General features: G+C 66.4%; 16 protein-coding genes and 1 riboswitch. Of the genes, 2 read left to right on the forward strand and 14 right to left on the reverse strand.

Translation table 11 applies throughout. From position 1 onward, the window contains the following. Position 1 precedes the first annotated feature (1 nt). The 3 genes from ACZ5AC_RS03735 to ACZ5AC_RS03745 all read right to left on the reverse strand — a co-directional run bounded on the left by ACZ5AC_RS03735 (position 2) and on the right by ACZ5AC_RS03745 (position 3,324). Positions 2 to 487: a HyaD/HybD family hydrogenase maturation endopeptidase gene (locus ACZ5AC_RS03735; protein ID WP_464249616.1), complete on the reverse strand. Its 486-nt coding sequence runs from the start codon at positions 485 to 487 to the stop codon at positions 2 to 4. 117 nt (positions 488 to 604) lie between these two features. Then, complete coding sequence (locus ACZ5AC_RS03740) at positions 605 to 2,314, reverse strand: nickel-dependent hydrogenase large subunit (protein WP_464249617.1); 1,710 nt, start codon at positions 2,312 to 2,314, stop codon at positions 605 to 607. A gap of 50 nt (positions 2,315 to 2,364) precedes the next feature. Next, entirely contained in the window at positions 2,365 to 3,324 is a 960-nt protein-coding gene (locus ACZ5AC_RS03745; RefSeq protein ID WP_464249618.1) for a hydrogenase small subunit, read from the reverse strand. Between the two features lie 406 nt (positions 3,325 to 3,730). On the opposite strand from ACZ5AC_RS03745, the gene ACZ5AC_RS03750 reads away from it, so the two are divergent. Together ACZ5AC_RS03750 and ACZ5AC_RS03755 are read left to right on the forward strand one after the other, a co-directional pair. Then, entirely contained in the window at positions 3,731 to 4,390 is a 660-nt protein-coding gene (locus ACZ5AC_RS03750; RefSeq protein ID WP_464249619.1) for an NAD(P)H-dependent oxidoreductase, read from the forward strand. An 11-nt stretch (positions 4,391 to 4,401) separates the two neighbouring features. Next, complete coding sequence (locus ACZ5AC_RS03755) at positions 4,402 to 5,202, forward strand: hypothetical protein (RefSeq protein ID WP_464249620.1); 801 nt, start codon at positions 4,402 to 4,404, stop codon at positions 5,200 to 5,202. On the opposite strand, the gene ACZ5AC_RS03760 is transcribed toward ACZ5AC_RS03755, so the two are convergent. The 11 genes from ACZ5AC_RS03760 to ACZ5AC_RS03810 form a co-directional block, all read right to left on the reverse strand. Then, the gene (locus ACZ5AC_RS03760) at positions 5,203 to 6,357 is read right to left on the reverse strand and encodes an MFS transporter (RefSeq protein WP_464249621.1); all 1,155 of its coding nucleotides are present in this window, start codon (positions 6,355 to 6,357) and stop codon (positions 5,203 to 5,205) included. 82 nt (positions 6,358 to 6,439) lie between these two features. Continuing rightward, positions 6,440 to 6,889, reverse strand: coding sequence for a GNAT family N-acetyltransferase (locus ACZ5AC_RS03765; RefSeq protein ID WP_464249622.1), 450 nt, complete (start codon positions 6,887 to 6,889; stop codon positions 6,440 to 6,442). A 44-nt stretch (positions 6,890 to 6,933) separates the two neighbouring features. Then, entirely contained in the window at positions 6,934 to 9,210 is a 2,277-nt protein-coding gene (locus ACZ5AC_RS03770; protein WP_464249623.1) for a hypothetical protein, read from the reverse strand. A 109-nt stretch (positions 9,211 to 9,319) separates the two neighbouring features. Then, the gene (thiE, locus tag ACZ5AC_RS03775) at positions 9,320 to 9,979 is read right to left on the reverse strand and encodes a thiamine phosphate synthase (protein ID WP_464249624.1); all 660 of its coding nucleotides are present in this window, start codon (positions 9,977 to 9,979) and stop codon (positions 9,320 to 9,322) included. After that, positions 9,976 to 10,602: a sulfur carrier protein ThiS adenylyltransferase ThiF gene (gene thiF, locus ACZ5AC_RS03780; protein WP_464249625.1), complete on the reverse strand. Its 627-nt coding sequence runs from the start codon at positions 10,600 to 10,602 to the stop codon at positions 9,976 to 9,978. Before thiF ends, thiE begins: the two co-directional genes overlap by 4 nt. After that, positions 10,599 to 11,711, reverse strand: a complete 1,113-nt coding sequence (gene thiH / locus ACZ5AC_RS03785; RefSeq protein ID WP_464249626.1) for a 2-iminoacetate synthase ThiH — start codon at positions 11,709 to 11,711, stop codon at positions 10,599 to 10,601. The genes thiF and thiH overlap by 4 nt, the downstream gene beginning before the upstream one ends. Continuing rightward, positions 11,708 to 12,499 carry a thiazole synthase gene (locus ACZ5AC_RS03790; RefSeq protein ID WP_464249627.1) on the reverse strand — a complete coding sequence of 264 codons (792 nt, stop codon included), beginning with the start codon at positions 12,497 to 12,499 and terminating at the stop codon, positions 11,708 to 11,710. The genes thiH and ACZ5AC_RS03790 overlap by 4 nt, the downstream gene beginning before the upstream one ends. A gap of 45 nt (positions 12,500 to 12,544) precedes the next feature. Next, positions 12,545 to 12,745, reverse strand: a complete 201-nt coding sequence (gene thiS, locus ACZ5AC_RS03795; RefSeq protein ID WP_464249628.1) for a sulfur carrier protein ThiS — start codon at positions 12,743 to 12,745, stop codon at positions 12,545 to 12,547. A gap of 82 nt (positions 12,746 to 12,827) precedes the next feature. After that, a riboswitch (TPP riboswitch) is annotated at positions 12,828 to 12,929 on the reverse strand. Positions 12,930 to 12,972: 43 nt separating this feature from the next. Further along, a complete protein-coding gene (locus ACZ5AC_RS03800; RefSeq protein WP_464249629.1) occupies positions 12,973 to 13,983 on the reverse strand; it encodes an anion permease in 1,011 nt (336 codons plus the stop codon). After that, a complete protein-coding gene (locus ACZ5AC_RS03805; RefSeq protein ID WP_464249630.1) occupies positions 13,976 to 14,605 on the reverse strand; it encodes a DUF47 domain-containing protein in 630 nt (209 codons plus the stop codon). The genes ACZ5AC_RS03800 and ACZ5AC_RS03805 overlap by 8 nt, the downstream gene beginning before the upstream one ends. A 257-nt stretch (positions 14,606 to 14,862) precedes the next feature. Beyond that, positions 14,863 to 16,170, reverse strand: a complete 1,308-nt coding sequence (locus tag ACZ5AC_RS03810; protein ID WP_464249631.1) for a histone deacetylase family protein — start codon at positions 16,168 to 16,170, stop codon at positions 14,863 to 14,865. Between the last annotated feature and the right edge of the window lie 8 nt (positions 16,171 to 16,178).

A 16,178-nucleotide genomic window follows, 5' to 3' on the forward strand; every position in this document is an offset into this window, starting at 1 on the left:
TTCAGTTGGGGGTGCAGGTTCCGCCGGCCGAGAGGATCTCCCTGACCACGGACTCGATCATGACGGGCATGGAGCGGTCGGCGGTTTCCGAGAGCTCCAGGGCCATGGTGTGGTAGTCGGCGGGTTCCATGCCGATGACGATGGCCTCGGGGCGGTTGCCGACCAGTTCGCACATGCCCAGGGTGTCGACCAGGTCGGTCTGGTGCATGGAGTCGCGGAAGGCCAGGCTCTTGCGCAGGTCCTCGCCCATGAGGCGGTATACGGAGCCGGGTGCATCGCCGCACAGGACCGCGTCGCAGACGATGAGGTAGTCCGACTCGAGGATGGGGCCCATGAGCTTGGTGCCCAAGGTGCCGCCGTCCATGAGGGTGACGTTGTCCGAAAAGGTGAAGTCCTGCTGCATCCGCTCGATGCAGCGCACGCCGATGCCTTCGTCTGTGAACAGGATGTTGCCCACGCCGAGAACGAGAATGCGCTTGTCTGCCATGAACCGTCCCGTGCTGGAAAATGGTGAGGATCGCCTGCCGTTCGTGCTACGCAAAAACGGGTGGCGGTTCAAGGAAAGAAAGGGGCCCCGGAAAGCGGGGCCCCTTTGTGTACATGATTACAGGATCTTGAACTTGCGGACCTGGTTGGTCTTGGCGTCGATGACATGCACGCCGCAGGCGATGCAGGGGTCGTAGGAGTGCACGGTCCTGAGGATTTCCACCGGACGTTCGGCGTCGGCGATGGGGGTGCCCATGAGGGCCTCTTCCACGGCCGAGAGCTTGCCGTCGGCGCAGCGCGGACCGAGGTTCCAGGTGGACGGGACGACCAGCTGGAAGTTCTCGATCTTGCCGCCCTTGATCTTGATCCAGTGGCTCAGACCGCCGCGGGGAGCGTTGACGAAACCCACGCCCTCGGCCTCGTCGGGCATCTTCCAGTCCTGGTAGATCTTGGTGTCGCCCTTTTTCACGTTCTCGGCCAGTTCGTTGACCCAGTCCATGAGCTTGTCGGCGATGACCTTGGTCTCGATGCCGCGGGCTGCGGTGCGGCCCAGGGTGGAGAAGAGGGCCGCCGGGCCGACGCCCAGATGGTTCAGGACGTAGTCGACGGTCTTCTTCACTTCGGGGTGGCCCTTGCCGTAGGCGACCAGGACGGTGGCCAGGGGGCCGGTCTCCACGGACAGCTTGTCGTAGCGCGGGGCCTTCATCCAGGAGTAGCGGTCCCGGTCCTCGTAGGAGGTGTACTTGGGCTCGGTCACGCCCTGGAAGGGGTGGTGGGCCTTGTCGCCCTGATACCAGCTGTGGCGGACGTGCTCTTCGATCAGCTTCGGGTTGAAGGCGTCGACCTGGCCGAGGTTGCGGTTGAGGATGACGCCCGGGGGCAGCCAGCGGCTGTTCAGGTCGTTTTCCACGGCCGGGAACTCGCCGAAGCTCATGAAGTGGGTGGTCCCGCCGATGGCGGCCCAATCCTTGTAGTAGGAGGCCACGGCCAGGAGGTCCGGGATGTAGCACTCGTCGATGAACTTCTTGGTTTCCTGGAACAGGCCCACGAACTCGGCCATGCGCTCGTTGGTCAGGCTCTCGTAACAGGTCACGCCGCCGACCACGGTGAACTGGGTGTGCGGATTCTTGGCGCCGAACACGGCCATGGCGCGGGCGGCCTTGACCTGCAGGTGCAGGGCTTCCAGGTAGTGGGCCGTGGCGATGAGGTTGACTTCGGGCGGCAGGTAGTAGGCGTCGTGGCCGCCGAGGAAGTAGGCGTTGGTGAAGATGCCGAGCTGGCCGGAGTCAACCAGGCTCTTGACCTTGTCCTGCACGGCCTTGAGGTCTTCGGCCTTGGTCTGGCGGGTGGAGATGGAGTTGGCGATGGAGGCGGCCTTCTTCGGGTCCGCGGTCAGGGCTGCGGTCACGTCGACCCAGTCCAGGGCGTGCAGGTGGTAGAAGTGCACGATGTGGTCATGCAGGAACTGCGCGGCCAGGACGAGGTTGCGGATGAGGCGTGCGTTGTCGGGCAGGTTCTTGTCCACGCCCACGGCGTTGTCCACGCAGCGGGTCGAGGCCAGGGCGTGGGTGTAGGTGCACACGCCGCAGGAACGCTGGGTGAAATGCTGGGCGTCGCGCGGGTCGCGGCCTTTGAGGATCAGCTCAAGGCCGCGGAACAGCTGCGAGCTCGACCAGACGTTGGTGACCTTGCCCTTGTCGACTTCGACTTCGATCTTGAGATGGCCTTCGATGCGGGTCACGGGGTCGACGATGATGGGCCCCTTGAAGTTCTTATCCATTGGGGTGGCGACGACACCCGGGGCTTGGTTGGGTTTGCAACCGGACATATGTTCTCTCCTCTGGATTCAGTGATGTTTGTGCCTGACGCAACAGCCGATTACGCTTCCTCGTAGAAGGGCGAAGCGGAGTCCCAGAAATCGGGTTCACTGCAACCGATGCACGGGTGTCCGGCCTTGACCGGCCAGTTCGTCTGGTTGAACAGTACCTTGGGGCAGTTGTTGTAGGTGGTGGGGCCTTTGCAGCCGAGTTTGGCCAGGCACCATCCCTTGCGGGCTTCTTCTGAATCGAAGGAGGGGGCGAACTCGCCGGCCTCGTAGTGGGGCAGGCGTTCGCACTGTTCGTGCACGGTCTCGCCGTAGAACATGATGGGTCGGTTGATTTCGTCCATCTCGGGGATGGCCAGGTTGTGGGTCAGCAGGTGAACGATGGTGCCGACCAGGTTGTAGGGGTTGGGCGGGCAGCCGGGGATGTTCACGGAGTTGACGCCCAGATGCTTCAGGGCGTCGTTGACGCCCAGGGCGCCCGTCGGGTTGGGCTTGGCCGCCTGCACGCCGCCGTAGGTGGCGCAGGTGCCGTAGGAGATGGTCGCGATGGCTTTGGGCACGACTTCGGAGCAGATTTCGAGCATGGTCCGTCCGGCAACCTTGCCGTAGATGCCGTTGTCCTTGGTCGGGATGCCGCCTTCGACGACGCAGAGGAAGCCGTTGGGCGAACTGATGGCCTGATGGAGGGCTTCTTCTGCCTTGTGACCAGCGGCGGCCATGATGGTCTCGTGGTAGTCAAGGCTGATGGTGTCCAGGATCAGGTCGTCGATAAAGGGACGAACCGCGCGCAGAATGGATTCGGAGCAGCCTGTGCATTCTGCGTTATGCAGCCAGACCACGGAAGGACGCTTGGGAGAGGTCATCGCCAGGGCGATTTTGTTGGCGAACGACGCCTCCATACCCATGACCGCGGCGATGGTGGAACAGAACTTCATGAAATCTCGGCGTGAGATCCCACTTTTTTCCAGCCGTTCCTCGGCCCCGGGTTTGCCTAAACCTACCGCAAACTTCATAACACACCTCCATCAGTGTATGAATAAAAAGACAGGCGCCGAGAAGGCGCACAGTCGTTACCGCATAGTTCTGCAGCGTCGAAGTTTGACTTCTTTTTTTCATAGCATGGAGAAATGGTGCAGGTCAATGGGGATAAAGAGAAAAACGGAATACTATCGGCCATCTGGATATACATATCGGGTACATATAGGAGGCGCCGATTTCATGGTTGCAGTGTTATGATATTATAATGAGTGGCACGATCTGCTCGGTTTCGCCTTCCTGCGGTGGCGGCAGGATGTCGAGGAGGACGCGATTCGGGCTCGGGCGCCTCCCGGTCTTGAACTCGAAGGCGACCATGCGTACTGCAGCGAAGGGCGGGGCCTGATCCGGCCTTTCGTCAGACTCTTTTCCCGGAGATTACTCATGGACAAGCAGATCATTCTCGATGCCTTCATGTTCCGCCACGCCTGCAAGGAGTTCGATCCCGAAGCCAAAATTTCCGAGGAGGACTTTCTCTTCATCCTGGAAACGGCCCGGCTCTCGCCGAGTTCCTTCGGCTTCGAGCCCTGGCTCTTCCTGGTGGTGCAGGACATGGACTTCCGCCGCAAACTCCTGCCCCACACCTGGGGCGGAAAGACCCAGATTCCCACGGCCAGCCATTTCCTGGTCTGCCTGGCCATGAAGACCCCGCTGCTCAAGTTCGACAGCGCCGGCATTGCGGAGTTCATGCGCACCATCCAGGAACTGCCTGAGGAGCGCATCACGGCCCGTACTGAGTACTACGCCACCTTCCAGCAGTCGGATTTCCGCCTTCTGGACAGCGACCGCGCCATGTTCGACTGGGCCTGCAAGCAGTGCTACATCGCCCAGGCCAACATGATGACCGCCGCGGCCCTCATCGGCATCGACTCCTGCCCCATCGAAGGGTACGCCCAGGACAAGGTGGACGAGGTGCTGGCCGAGGATTTCGGCGTGGATCTGGATGAGTACGGGGTGGCGTACATGCTGGCCTTCGGCTACCGGGTCAAACCCGCCAGGCGCAAGAAGCGCCGGCCCCTCGAACAGATGGTGCGCTGGTTTTGAGCGTGACAAACATGGACATGGATTCGGGAATGATCTCCGAGGACGGATGCTCCATCGCGGAAGTGTCCAAATACTGCATGGCCACGGACCTGGGGCTGGAGTGCGTCTGCTCCAAGCGGTCCTCGGTCACCATCGGCACGGGCACCACGGCCAAGAGGGAGGACAGCACCCTCTACTACTACGCCAAGCAGATCGACGACGACCTGCTGGCCCTGCAGTCCCTGAACGCCAACTGGGCCCCTTCGGGACCGGCCCTGGAGGTCTCCCTGGCCGAGCTGATCACCCAGTATCAGCCGGAAGTGGACATGTTCCTGAAGAAGGTCAAGCCGGTCATGAAGCAGATCGCCAAGCACGTGGCCAAGGGCGACCGGCACCGCGCCAAGGGCGAGCCGTATTCGGCGGCCATGGAGTACACCAACGCCCTGGGTCTGGACGAGAAGAACGTGCGGGCCATGTTCGGCCTGGGCCTGACCTACCTCCAGTACGACCAGCACGAAAAGGCCAAGGTGCTCTTCGAGGAGCTCATCGGCCTGGACGGGTTCGCGGCGCCCGAACACAAGCATCTCTTCAACCAGTTCGGCATTGAGCTGCGCAAGCAGAGGATGCTCGAACAGGCACGCAGATACTACGCCCGCGCCATCGAACTGTGCACGACGGACGAGAACCTCTACTTCAACCTGGCCCGGGCGTTTTTCGAGGACGGCCGCATCGGCGACGCCGACAGAACGCTTGAGACGTGCCTCGGCATCAATCCGGGCCATGAAGAGGCCCTCAAGTTCAGACGATACCTTTCCGCGGTCAGCCTGAGCTGATCACCGGCCGCCGCGCAGCTCGCGCACGCCCGCGGCCAGAAGCAGCGCGAGCATGGCCAGCCCCGACCCCGTCACCCCGGCCCAGCCGAAGCGCTTGAAGCCGTACCCCATGACCGTGATCCCCGCCGAACCGCCCAGGTAATACCACAGGATATAGAGCGAATTGGCCCTGCCCCGGCTGGAGGAGAGCCTGCGGTTCATGCTGCCCACGGCGGCTGCGTGGATGGCGAAGAACCCGGCGCAAGCCAGGCCCAGGCTCAGGCTCACCACCCCCAGATTCGGGACGTGGCTCAGGAGCAGCGCCGCGGCAAAGGTCAGGGAGCCCAGGATCATGGTCAGGCCGTTGCCGAAGCGGTTGCTGAACCTGCCCGAGAGGGGGGCGATGATCACGCCGACGATGTAGGTCAGGTAGAGGAGCGTGATGCGGTTCGTGTCCGCCGAGAAGGGCGGCGCGCTCAGGTAGAAGGGCAGGTAGTTGAAGGTCGCGCCGAAGACGAAGAGGGAGCCGAAGCCCACGGCGAAGGTCCGCAGCAGGTCGGGCCGGCGCATGAGTTCCAGATAACCCGGGCCCGTGTCGGATTTGCCGGCCGGCCGCGCCTCGGCGGGCAACAGTACCACGGCGGCAGCGGCCGTGGCCAGGACCATGACCGAAGCCGTGACGAAGGCGTACCGCCAGTGCAGGGGCGGGTGGATCCACCCGCCCAGCAGCCGCCCGCCCAGACCGCCCACGACCGTGGCCGAGACGTAGGAGCCCATGACCACGTTCAGGCGCTCCACGGGCAGGTTGCGGGCCAGGTAGGCCGCCAGGCAGGTGGTCAGGGCCGGGATGCCGAGCCCCTGCACCAGGCGCAGGGCGATGATGGCGTCGAGACTTTCGGTCAGGGCGCAGGCGATCCCCGCCGCGGCGACCACGGTTCCGCCGACGGCGATGAAGGGCTTGACCGGGTACATGTCGGCCAGCCGCCCGAAGACGAGGGTCGAGAGGGCCACCCCGAGGATGACCATGGACACGGTCTGGGCGGCCCGGGAGATGGATACGCCGAACTCCGCCTGCAGCACGGGCAGCACGGGCTGGACCAGATAGATGGTGGTGAAGCTGGCCGAAACCAGGGCGAAGACCAAGGCTTGCAGGGCCAGAGGCGAGAGCTGCTTCATGGACAAGGTCCTTGGGAGGGCGGATGGGAGAGGCCCCTGACCCGAGGCGGGGCCGGCCGGAGTCGTGGGCCGCGGGCGCGGCTCAGAGGGGGACTGCTCCTTCGGGCGGGGGCTCCTCGACGCAGCGCATGAGGACGTGGGGGATGCCGGCTTCCATGAACTCCTCCCCGCAGGCGCAGAAGCCGTGCCGGGCGTAGAAGCCGAGGGCCCGGGTCTGGGCGTTCAGGACGAAGCGGTGGAAACCGTGCTCCCGGCACTGGTCGAGCATGAAGGCCAGGAGCATCCCGCCGATGCCCCGGCCGCGCCAGGCCCTGCGCACGGCCAGGCGCTGCAGCTTGGCCTCGCCGGCCAGGAAGCGGATGCGGCCGCAGGCCACGGGCTCCCCGTCGATCACGCCCAGGACGTGCAGGGCGGAGTGGTCGCGCCCGTCCATCTCCTCGGCGCAGGAAATCCCCTGCTCCTCCATGAAAACGATGGCCCGGATCATGGCCACCTTGACGAGTTCGTCCGCAGTCGTGACGAGTCTGAACATCGGCGATCCTCAAGAGAGAGCGCCGGCCCAAGGGCCGGCGCCGGTCATTTTGATGGTTGGGCGGGTGCGGCCGGGCCCGCCGTGGCGTTGGGCGCCTTCGCCGCCGGGGCCTGTCCGGTGACGTTGGACGCGGGAGCGGCCTGCTCCGTGGCGTTGGTCTGCCTGCCGCCGAAAAGCGGCTTCAGCGCGTCCGCCAGTTGCCCGATGTACCCCTTGTCCCAGGCCATGCCAAGGGCGACGAAGAGGGCCAGGATGACGGCCCAGCGTTTCCAAGGGGTCTTTTTCTCGGCAAAGGGGTCGCGCAGGGAGCGCTGGGCGCCCTTGGGCAGCTCCGCCACCTTGGTCAGGGTCGCGCCGAAGGGGATGTTGATGCTGGCCCGGGTGTTCACGGCCCAGCCGCATGCGTCGAGGATCGGGCCGAGGTTGCGCTGCCTGAGTTTCAGGTAGGCGATGAGCATGGACGGGCCCGAGATCATGAGCAGCACTCCGCCCACCACCAGCGGCATCTGCCACACGGCCAGGGACAGGAAGCCGCCCAGGACGGTTGCGATGGCCGTGCCGATGGCGCCCAGGGCCAGGCCGATGGCGGCGAAGATGCCGGCGAACTTGCCCACGTCGAAGGGCGGCTTGACCGCCGCGTCGGGTTTGGCGCCTACATCCGCCAGCTTGGCGCCGGCGTTCGCGCTCACCGCGCTGTCCTTGGCCGCGGCGAACTTGGCGATCTGCTCCCCGACCATCCGCCCCATCCGTTTGTAGGGCAGCCAGAAAGCCTGGCGCACGCTGATGGGGTGCTCGATGATCTTGACGATGGCCGCGTCCCAGTCCTGGCCTTCGCGGTCGTAGAAGATGCCGTTGCGGCCGACCATGAGGTTGTCCGCGTCGCCCCCCGTGAAGGCCGCGGCGATGAACATCTGCTCGGTGCTGCCCCGCCGGGTGCAGCGGCAGTAGGCCAGGTAGGTCTGGCTCAGGGCGGCCAGGGTCGCGTGGGCGTCGGGGGAATCGACGCGGATGCACAGCTCGCAGGCCCGTCCGTCCAGGTACAGTGTGCCGGCCTGGAAGACCGCCTTGCGGTCCTGGACGTAGAAGTCGCGGAAGGAGACGAAGTTGTTCAGCAGGACCAGGAGGTCGCGGGTGCAGTGCACGAGCCGGATGACGCCCTCGAAGCTCTCGACCTGCTCTGCCAGGCTCAGATCCTCCTCCAGGACCTTGGCCAGCCGGTCCCGGGCGTCGCCGGCCAGGAGCGCCCGGACCCGGTCGGGCCCCAGGGCCTCGACCTCGATCCCGGCCTTGACCGCCTGCCACGCCTCGTAGGGGGCCATGAGGGACTTGAGGCGCTCCCATCCTTCGGCATCGAGGCTGTCGGCTTCCCCGAGAAGAGGGGTGACGACTAGGGTGCGGAATGTCGTCAGGGCGGCAGCCCAGGCCGGATTGACCCCGCTGCCCAGGGGCAGCGCCCGGCCGGCTTCGATGCGGGCCAGGGGCAGTCGTTCGAGTTCGGGATCGGCGGCCAGGTCCCGTAGGGACAGCCCCTCGTAGGTGGCCAGGGCCGGGCTCAGGGCCTCGCCGGCCTTGGGGTCGTAGGCCGCCAGGGCGCAGCGCGTGAAATAGTCGTCGATCTTGGCCCGCAGCGTCCGCAAGCAGTCCGCCGCGTCCGCCGTGCCGTCGCCCAGGGGCATGACCGCCGGGTTCTGGCCTTCCTCCCACCAGGCGGCATGCAGGGCCGCGGCCTGAAAGAACGCCTCGATCTGCTCGGCCCCGATCCCGTCCGCACCGCCCCGGTCCGGGACGCTGCCGACGCAGGCCATGATCTCTTCGATGAGCGCGTGTGTGTCCTCGTCGCGGGCCGAGGCCGGGGTGATCACGCCGTCGCCGTTGAAGGGCGAGTCGTGGAGCAGCGTTTCGGTGCCGGCCACGTCCTCGACGGAAATCTCCTCCACCCCCGGCTTGTTCAGGAAGTTGAGGATCTGCCTGGCGGCGGCCAGCAGGCGCCGCCCTTCGGGGTCGGCTTCGTTGATGGCCGCCAGGGGCAGGGCCTCCCGGCCTTCCATGACGGGTTTGAGGTCGCGCAGCACGGTGCAGACCCAGCGCACGGCGGCCAGGATCTCCGGGACGCGCACGCGGTCGTCGCCGTCGGTGTCGAGCAGGGCCAAGGTGCGGCGGTCGAACTCCAGCCCCGTGACCGGGCAGCTCAGGGCCGCCCAGAGCTTCTGGTCGAGTTCGCTCAGGTGGAGAAGGTCCTCGGCGGAATCGAGGCGGACCTGGTCGAAACCTCCCAGACGGAAAAAACGCCAGCGGTGTGTGGAAACGGCTCCGGTATCCATGCGTGTTCCTCGCGTAATAATGATACGGGAAAGTGAGACGATGGAATCAGTACGCCCAATTCGCATGTCAGATCAAGGAGGAATGCGGTCTGACATAGGTTGAACGCCCTTATTTCCGGGCTGCGTCGAGTACGCGGTGCAACGCGGCGACCTTCCCCCGTATGTCCGGCACCCCGACGATTTCGGTCACCAGCGCCGTGCAGTGCGCCCCGCGACCGGCCACCTCGGCCAGGTTGTGCGCCTTGATGCCGCCGATGGCCACGAAGGGCAGGTCGATCTCCCGGACAACATAGTCCAGGTAGGCCAGGCCCACGGGTGCGCAGACGTCGTCCTTGGTCTGCGTGGCGAAGATCGGTCCCACGCCGATGTAATCCGCGCCTGCGGCCACGGCCGCCCGGGCCTGCTCAGGCGAGTGGGTCGAGAGGCCGATGGCGCGCCCTTCGCCCACCAGGGAGCGCACTGCCGCCACGGGCAGGTCCTCCTGGCCCACGTGCACGCCGTCGGCGTCGACCAGCAGGGCCAGGTCGATGTCGTCGTTGACGATGAAGGCCGCGCCGGCCTGGCGCGTCATGGCGCGCAGGGCCAGGCACTCCTCGTATTTGGCGCCCATCTTCTTCGTTTTCTCGCGGTACTGGACGATGCGCACGCCCGCGTCGAGCATGGCCCGGACCACGTCCGGGTTGCTGCGGCCCATGGAGAATTTCTCGGCCGTCAGTCCGTAGATGCCGCCCCGACGGATGAGGTCGGTGACGAGAAGGCGTCCGTTCATGGTCTGTTCTCCTTATAGAGGGTCAGGAAGTGGTGCAGGACAGCGTCGGCCTGCATGGCCGCGGCCATGCCCACGCCGGGGGAGAGTGGGGGCGTGGCCGCGTCGCAGGGCGTGGACAGGTCGCCGACCAGAGCGAGGTTCGGCAGCGGCCGCGACACGCGCATGCGTTCCGCGACCCCGGCCCCGCCCAGGCCCGACGCGCCGATCACCAGCCGTCCCGTGGGCAGGAGCGTCTCGATCACGAGCTTCTTGGTCCGGGCGTCGTCCACGGCCTCGACCACGGCCCGGCAGGAGCCGAACAGCTCCGTCATGCCATCGGCGTCCACGGCCCGGACGTGGGCCTCGACCCGTGCGTCGGGGTTCACGGCCAGCAGGTTGTCGCGCAGGGCCAGAACCTTGGGCCGTCCGACCTGGGCCAGGGTGAAGTGCTGGCGGTTGAGGTTGGACGGCTCCACCGTGTCCGGGTCGGCCAGGACCAGGTCGGCGAAGCCGGAGCGGACCAGATGCATGGCGCAGTTGGAACCCAGTCCTCCTGCCCCGATGATTCCGACCCGGACCGTACGCAGGAAGGCGATGAACCCTTCGTCCAGATACCGGCCCAGGCCGCGCTCGAAGGCGTTCACGCGCTCGCCTCCAGGGGTTCCCAGTCCTTGAAGACGGGCTGGTAGCCGCGTTTCTTCAGCATGGCGCAGACCTCGTCCACGCTGCGCGGGTCCGAGATCTCGAACTGGCCGGTCTCGCCCGCCTTGGCGTGTCCGCCCACGGCCGTGCTGACGCCGGCGGACATGCGCGTCACGCCCAGGGGCAGGATGTTGTCGCGGAAGGACGGCGTTTCGCGGGTGGAGATGGTGATGGACAGGCGCGGCAGGAAGATGCGCAGGGCCGTCATGGCCTGGACCAGCTCGCGGTCGGACACGGGGCTGGCCGGTTGGAAAGCCCCGGCATGGGGACGCATGCGCGGCAGGGACACGGCCACGTCGACGCCGGGATAGCGCTTCATGAGCCAGGCGGCGTGCAGGCCCGTGATGAAGATCTCCCGCCGCCAGCCGGTCAGCCCCAGCAGGGCGCCGATGTTGACCACGCGCAGGCCCGCCTCGGCCCCGCGCATGGGGGTGTCCAGGCGCCAGGCATAGTCGCGCTTGGGGCCGGCCGGGTGCAGCTCGGCGTAGAGGTCCGGGTCGTAGGTCTCCTGGAACACGGTCAGCCCGTCCACGCCGGCCGCGGCCAGGCGTTTGTAGTCGTCCGTGGCCATGGGGAAGACCTCCACGGCCATGGACGGGAACAGGGGGCGCAGGGTGCGCACGCAGTCCTCCAGATAGTCCACCCCGGCCCGGGCCGGCGACTCGCCCGTCAGGAGCAGCAGCTGCCGCAGGCCCGTGGCGGCGATGGCCTCGCCCTCGGCCCGCACCTCGTCCATGGTCAGGCGGGAGCGGGGGATGGAGTTTGGGGCCGCGAAGCCGCAATAGCGGCAGTGGTTGGCGCAGTGGTTGGAGACGTAGAGGGGCGTGAAGAGGCTGACGGTGCGGCCGAAGCGGCGCAGGGTCAGGTCGCGGGCGCGTCCGGCCATGGCCTCCAGATGCTGGCCCGCGGCCGGGGAGAGCAGGGCCAGGAAACCGTCCTCGCCGACGCGCTCCCGTTCCAGGGCGCGCAGGGCGTCGTGGCCGGTCGCGGCGGCCATCCGCTCCTCCAGCGGTTCGCGGTGCAGGCGCAGGGCCTCGGGCAGGAAGCTCATGCCGCGCCCCCCGTTTCGCCCAGGAAGCCCGTCAGGGGCGAGGAGGCCCGGGCCAGGGCGGACACGGCCCCGGGCCCGGCCAGGAATGCCTCGCGGCCGGCGGCTACGGCCCGGCCGAAGGCCCGGCCCATGAGCACCGGATCCGCGGCCGTGGCGATGGCCGTGTTGACCAGGCAGGCCGCCGCGCCCATCTCCATGGCCTGGCAGGCCTGGCTGGGCGTGCCGATGCCGGCGTCGACGATGATGGGCAGGTCCATCTCCTCGATGAGGATGCGGATCATCTCCTCGGTCCGCAGGCCGCGGTTGGTGCCGATGGGCGCGCCCAGGGGCATGACGGCCGCGGCCCCGGCGTCGGCCAGGGAGCGGGCCACGTAGAGGTCCGGGTTCATGTACGGCAGCACGACGAAGCCCTCCTTGGCCAGAATTTCCGTGGCTCTGGCCGTCTCGTAGCCGTCGGGCAGGAGGTGGCGGTTGTCGGAGATGACCTCGATCTTGACCCAGTCCCCGCAGCCCATGGCCCGGGCCAGGCGGGCGATGCGCACGGCCTCGTCGGCGGTGCGCGCCCCCGAGGTGTTGGGGAGCAGGGTCATGTGGCCGGGGATGTGGCGCATGACGTTGTCCGCGCGGCCGTCCAGGTCCACGCGGCGCAGGGCCACGGTGATGACCTGGGAGCCCGAGGCCTCGCACACGGCCGGGATGAGGCCGTCGTCGCCGTATTTGCCCGTGCCCGTGAAGAGGCGGCTGGTCAGGCGCTTGCCGCCCAGTTCGAAGATATCGGTGTGTTCCATGACGGTTCTCGCTGTTGGTGGTGGGGGAAGGTGGACGGCGCGCGCTCAGCCGCCGCCGACGAAGCTCAGCAGTTCGAGGCGGTCGCCGTCGCGCAGGACGGTTGCGGCGAACTGCGCCCCCGGCACGATGTCGCGGTTGAGCTCCGCCACGACCACGGCCGGTTCGAGGTTCATGGACAGGACCAGGTCGTGCAGGGTCTGGCCCGGCGCGATGTGGCGGCTTTCGCCGTTGAGGGTGATGTGCATGGCTGCCTCCGCGTTCTGTGTCGCAAGCGGGGGGAGGCGAAAGAAAAACCGCGCCCGGGAGGCGCGGTTCTATGGATGGGTGAAGTTCCGGAACCAGCTTCCCTCCGGCAGCATGAACTGCGTCAGGTTCAAAGGGTCGGGAACGTGTCCCCTCTCAGCCCGTCGGGCTCCCCCAGCTTGTGTGCAGAGACGTGTACGGCGTATAGCCGCCGCTGTAAAGCTCCGAACTAGTCGGCGATGCCCATGAGCGTGAACAGGTAGAAGGTCGCCCCGGCGATGAGGGCCGAGGCCGGTATGGTCAGAATCCAGGCCACCACGAGGTTGCCGGCGATGCCCCAGCGCACGGCCGAGAGGCGCTTGGTCGCGCCCACTCCGAAGACGCAGGCGCTGATGGTGTGGGTGGTGGAGATGGGCGCCCCGACCAGGGACGCTCCGGTGATGACCATGGCCGCCGACGTCTCGGCCGCGAAGCCGTGCACCGGCTCCAGCTTGAAGATGCGGTGTCCCATGGTCTTGACGATCTTCCAGCCGCCCAGGGCCGTGCCCATGGCCATGGCCAGGGCGCAGGCCAGCTTGACCCACAGGGGCACGTGGATGGTGTCGATCTCGTGGAAAATGAAGAGGGCCAGGGTGATGATGCCCATGGTCTTCTGGGCGTCGTTCAGGCCGTGGCTGGTGGCCATGAAGGCCGACGACAGGATCTGCAGCTTCTCGAACCAGCGCGACACGCTGTGCCTGTTGGCCCGCCAGAAGAGGAGCATGATGATCGTCATGACCACGTAGCTGACCCCGAAGCCCGCCAGGGGCGAGAGCACCAGCGGCAGCAGGACCTTCTTGAAAATCGACAGGCCGTTCAGGGAGGAGAACCCGGCGTGGCAGATGGCCGCGCCCATGAGCCCGCCGATGAGGGCGTGGGAGGACGACGACGGGATGCCGTAGTACCAGGTGATGAGGTTCCAGGCGATGGCCCCGATGAGGGCGGCCAGCACCAGAATCTGGCTGCCCATGACCATGTCCGTGTTGACGATGCCCGAGCCCAGGGTGTGGGCCACCTCCTCGCCCAGGAGGGCTCCGAAGAGGTTCAGGCCGGCCGCCATCATCACCGCCGAGCGGGGCGACATGACCTTGGTCGAGACCACCGTGGCGATGGCGTTGGCGCAGTCGTGGGCCCCGTTGGTGAAGTCGAAGACCAGGGCCACCAGGATGATGATGACGAGCAGGATCGGCAGCTCAGGCATTTTTCAGCACCACTTCCTCGATGGCGTCGGCCAGGTCGTCGATGCGCTCGATGGCCATCTCGAATCGGTCGTAGACCTGGGTCCAGCGCATGATGTCGATGACCTCCTTGGTGTCGCCCGTCTCCACGTCGTGCAGCTCGGCCAGGCCCGTGGAGAAGAGCATCTCGCACTCGGTCTTGAGCTCCTTGACCTTGCGCATGGTGTCGGACACGTCGCGCTTGCTTTCGAGGCAGCAGATCATCTCCCCCGTCAGGGCGGTCATGGCCAGGATGTTGCGGGCCATCTTGCGGGCGGGGAAGCGGATGTAGTCGAAGGCGCACAGGCGCATGCGCGAGGCGATGGCCGTGATCCGGTTGATCGAATCCTCCTGGGTCATGTTCAGCCGGTAGATGTCCTCGCGGTCGATAGGGGTGATGAAGGTCTGGGAAAGCTCCCTGGCGATCTCGCGGCAGAGCGCGTCGGCGTCCGCCTCGATGAGGGTCACGGTCTTGCAGGCCGCGTCCACGCAGGTCAGGTCCTCGACGATCCTGGCCAGTTGCCCGGCGGATTCGTTCAGGATGCGGTTTTGCCTGTTGAGGAGCTCGAAAAAGTGTATGTTCCTGGGGAAAATGGAAAATGCCATGGGCAGGGACTCCGGCGTTGTGATTGCAGCCTCGGGAGACCCGGAGAATGGAGCGCTCCGGGCGGTTCCGGCGGGCGGGGCCAGCCGCGAACGCGAAGACTTTAATGCCGTGCTCGGATTGGCGCAATGCTTCTCGTCATACAAAAGTCACATTTTGTGAAGAAATGTGACAAGCTGGTGACGGCGGAGAAAAAGTCCGTAAATCAGGGGGGATACAGGAAGGGGCATGTGGTGCGAAACCCCATGCCCCGCAAAGGTTATTTGGCGTACTCGTAGCGTTTGGTCACCCGGTCCGAGAGCTGGGCGTAGGCGAACCCGGCCTGGCGGGCCTTGGCGAAGCGCTCCTCGGCCTCCTGGCTGCACATGTCGCAGCCCTGGACCGGGACGTGCAGGCCCAGGCAGCGCGGCGTGTCGGCCGTCTCGCTCTCGACGATCAAGAGGCCCGGGCAGTGGGGGCAGTCCTTGAGGCGCTCGACCTGGTTCTCGGTGATGTCGTCGGTGTCGTAGTAGATGGAGCGGCGGCGCACGAAATACCCGCCCTCGCGCACGGCGTCCGACGGCCTGGGGTTGAAGTAGACCTCGGGCAGCTGGTCGCACAGGGCCGAGAGGTAGTCCATGGTGGACTTCTGCTCGCGGATCTTCTCGCGGTCCAGTTCCGGCTCCTGCACGGCCGAGAAGTCAACGCCGGCCAGGGCCAGGCTGATGCCCAGGTTGACGTAGGGCAGGGCACCCTTGATGGCGTAGCCGCCCTCGAGCACGGCGATGTCGGGCTTGAGCATTTCGGTCAGCCGCGCGTAGCCCTGGGCCGTGAAGTTCATGTTCGTGATGGGGTCCGAGAAGTGGTTGTCCTGGCCCGCGGAGTTGATGATCAGGTCCGGCTTGAAGTGGTCCAGGATGGGCATGACGATGCGCTCCACGGTCATCAGGTAGCCTTCGTCCGAGGTGCGCGGCGGCATGGGCACGTTGATGGTCCGCCCCAGGGCCTTGGGGCCGCCGCACTCCGACGGGAAGCCCGTGCCCGGGTACAGGGTGCGCCCGTCCTGGTGCAGGGAGATGAAGAGCACGTCTGGGTCGTGCCAGTAGATGTCCTGGGTGCCGTCGCCGTGATGGCAGTCCGTGTCCACCACGGCGACGCGCAGGTTGCCGTAGTGCTCGCGGATCCACTCGATCATCACGGCCTCGATGTTGATGTTGCAGAAGCCGCGGCTGCCGTGGACCGTGCGCATTGCGTGGTGTCCGGGGGGGCGCACCACGGCGAAGGCGCGCTGCCTCTCCTTCTCCATGACCAGCTGGGCGGCGCGGATGACGCCGCCGGCGGAGATGAGGTGGGAGTCGGTGCACACGGCCTGCACGTTGGGGAAGCAGAAGTGGGGGCGCAGGATGTCCTTTTGGGCGGCCACCAGGGGACGGTATTCGCGGATGCCTTCGATGTCGAAGATGCCTTCCTCCCGGAACTGGTCCTGGGTGTAGAGGAGGCGCTCCTCGCGCTCGGGGTGGGTCGGCGAGATGGCCCAGTCGAAGGCCGGGAAGAATATGATGCCGAGGCTGTTTCGTGCGGTGAGCATGGTCCCTC

It is taken from the genome of Desulfomicrobium aestuarii, from assembly GCF_055385525.1.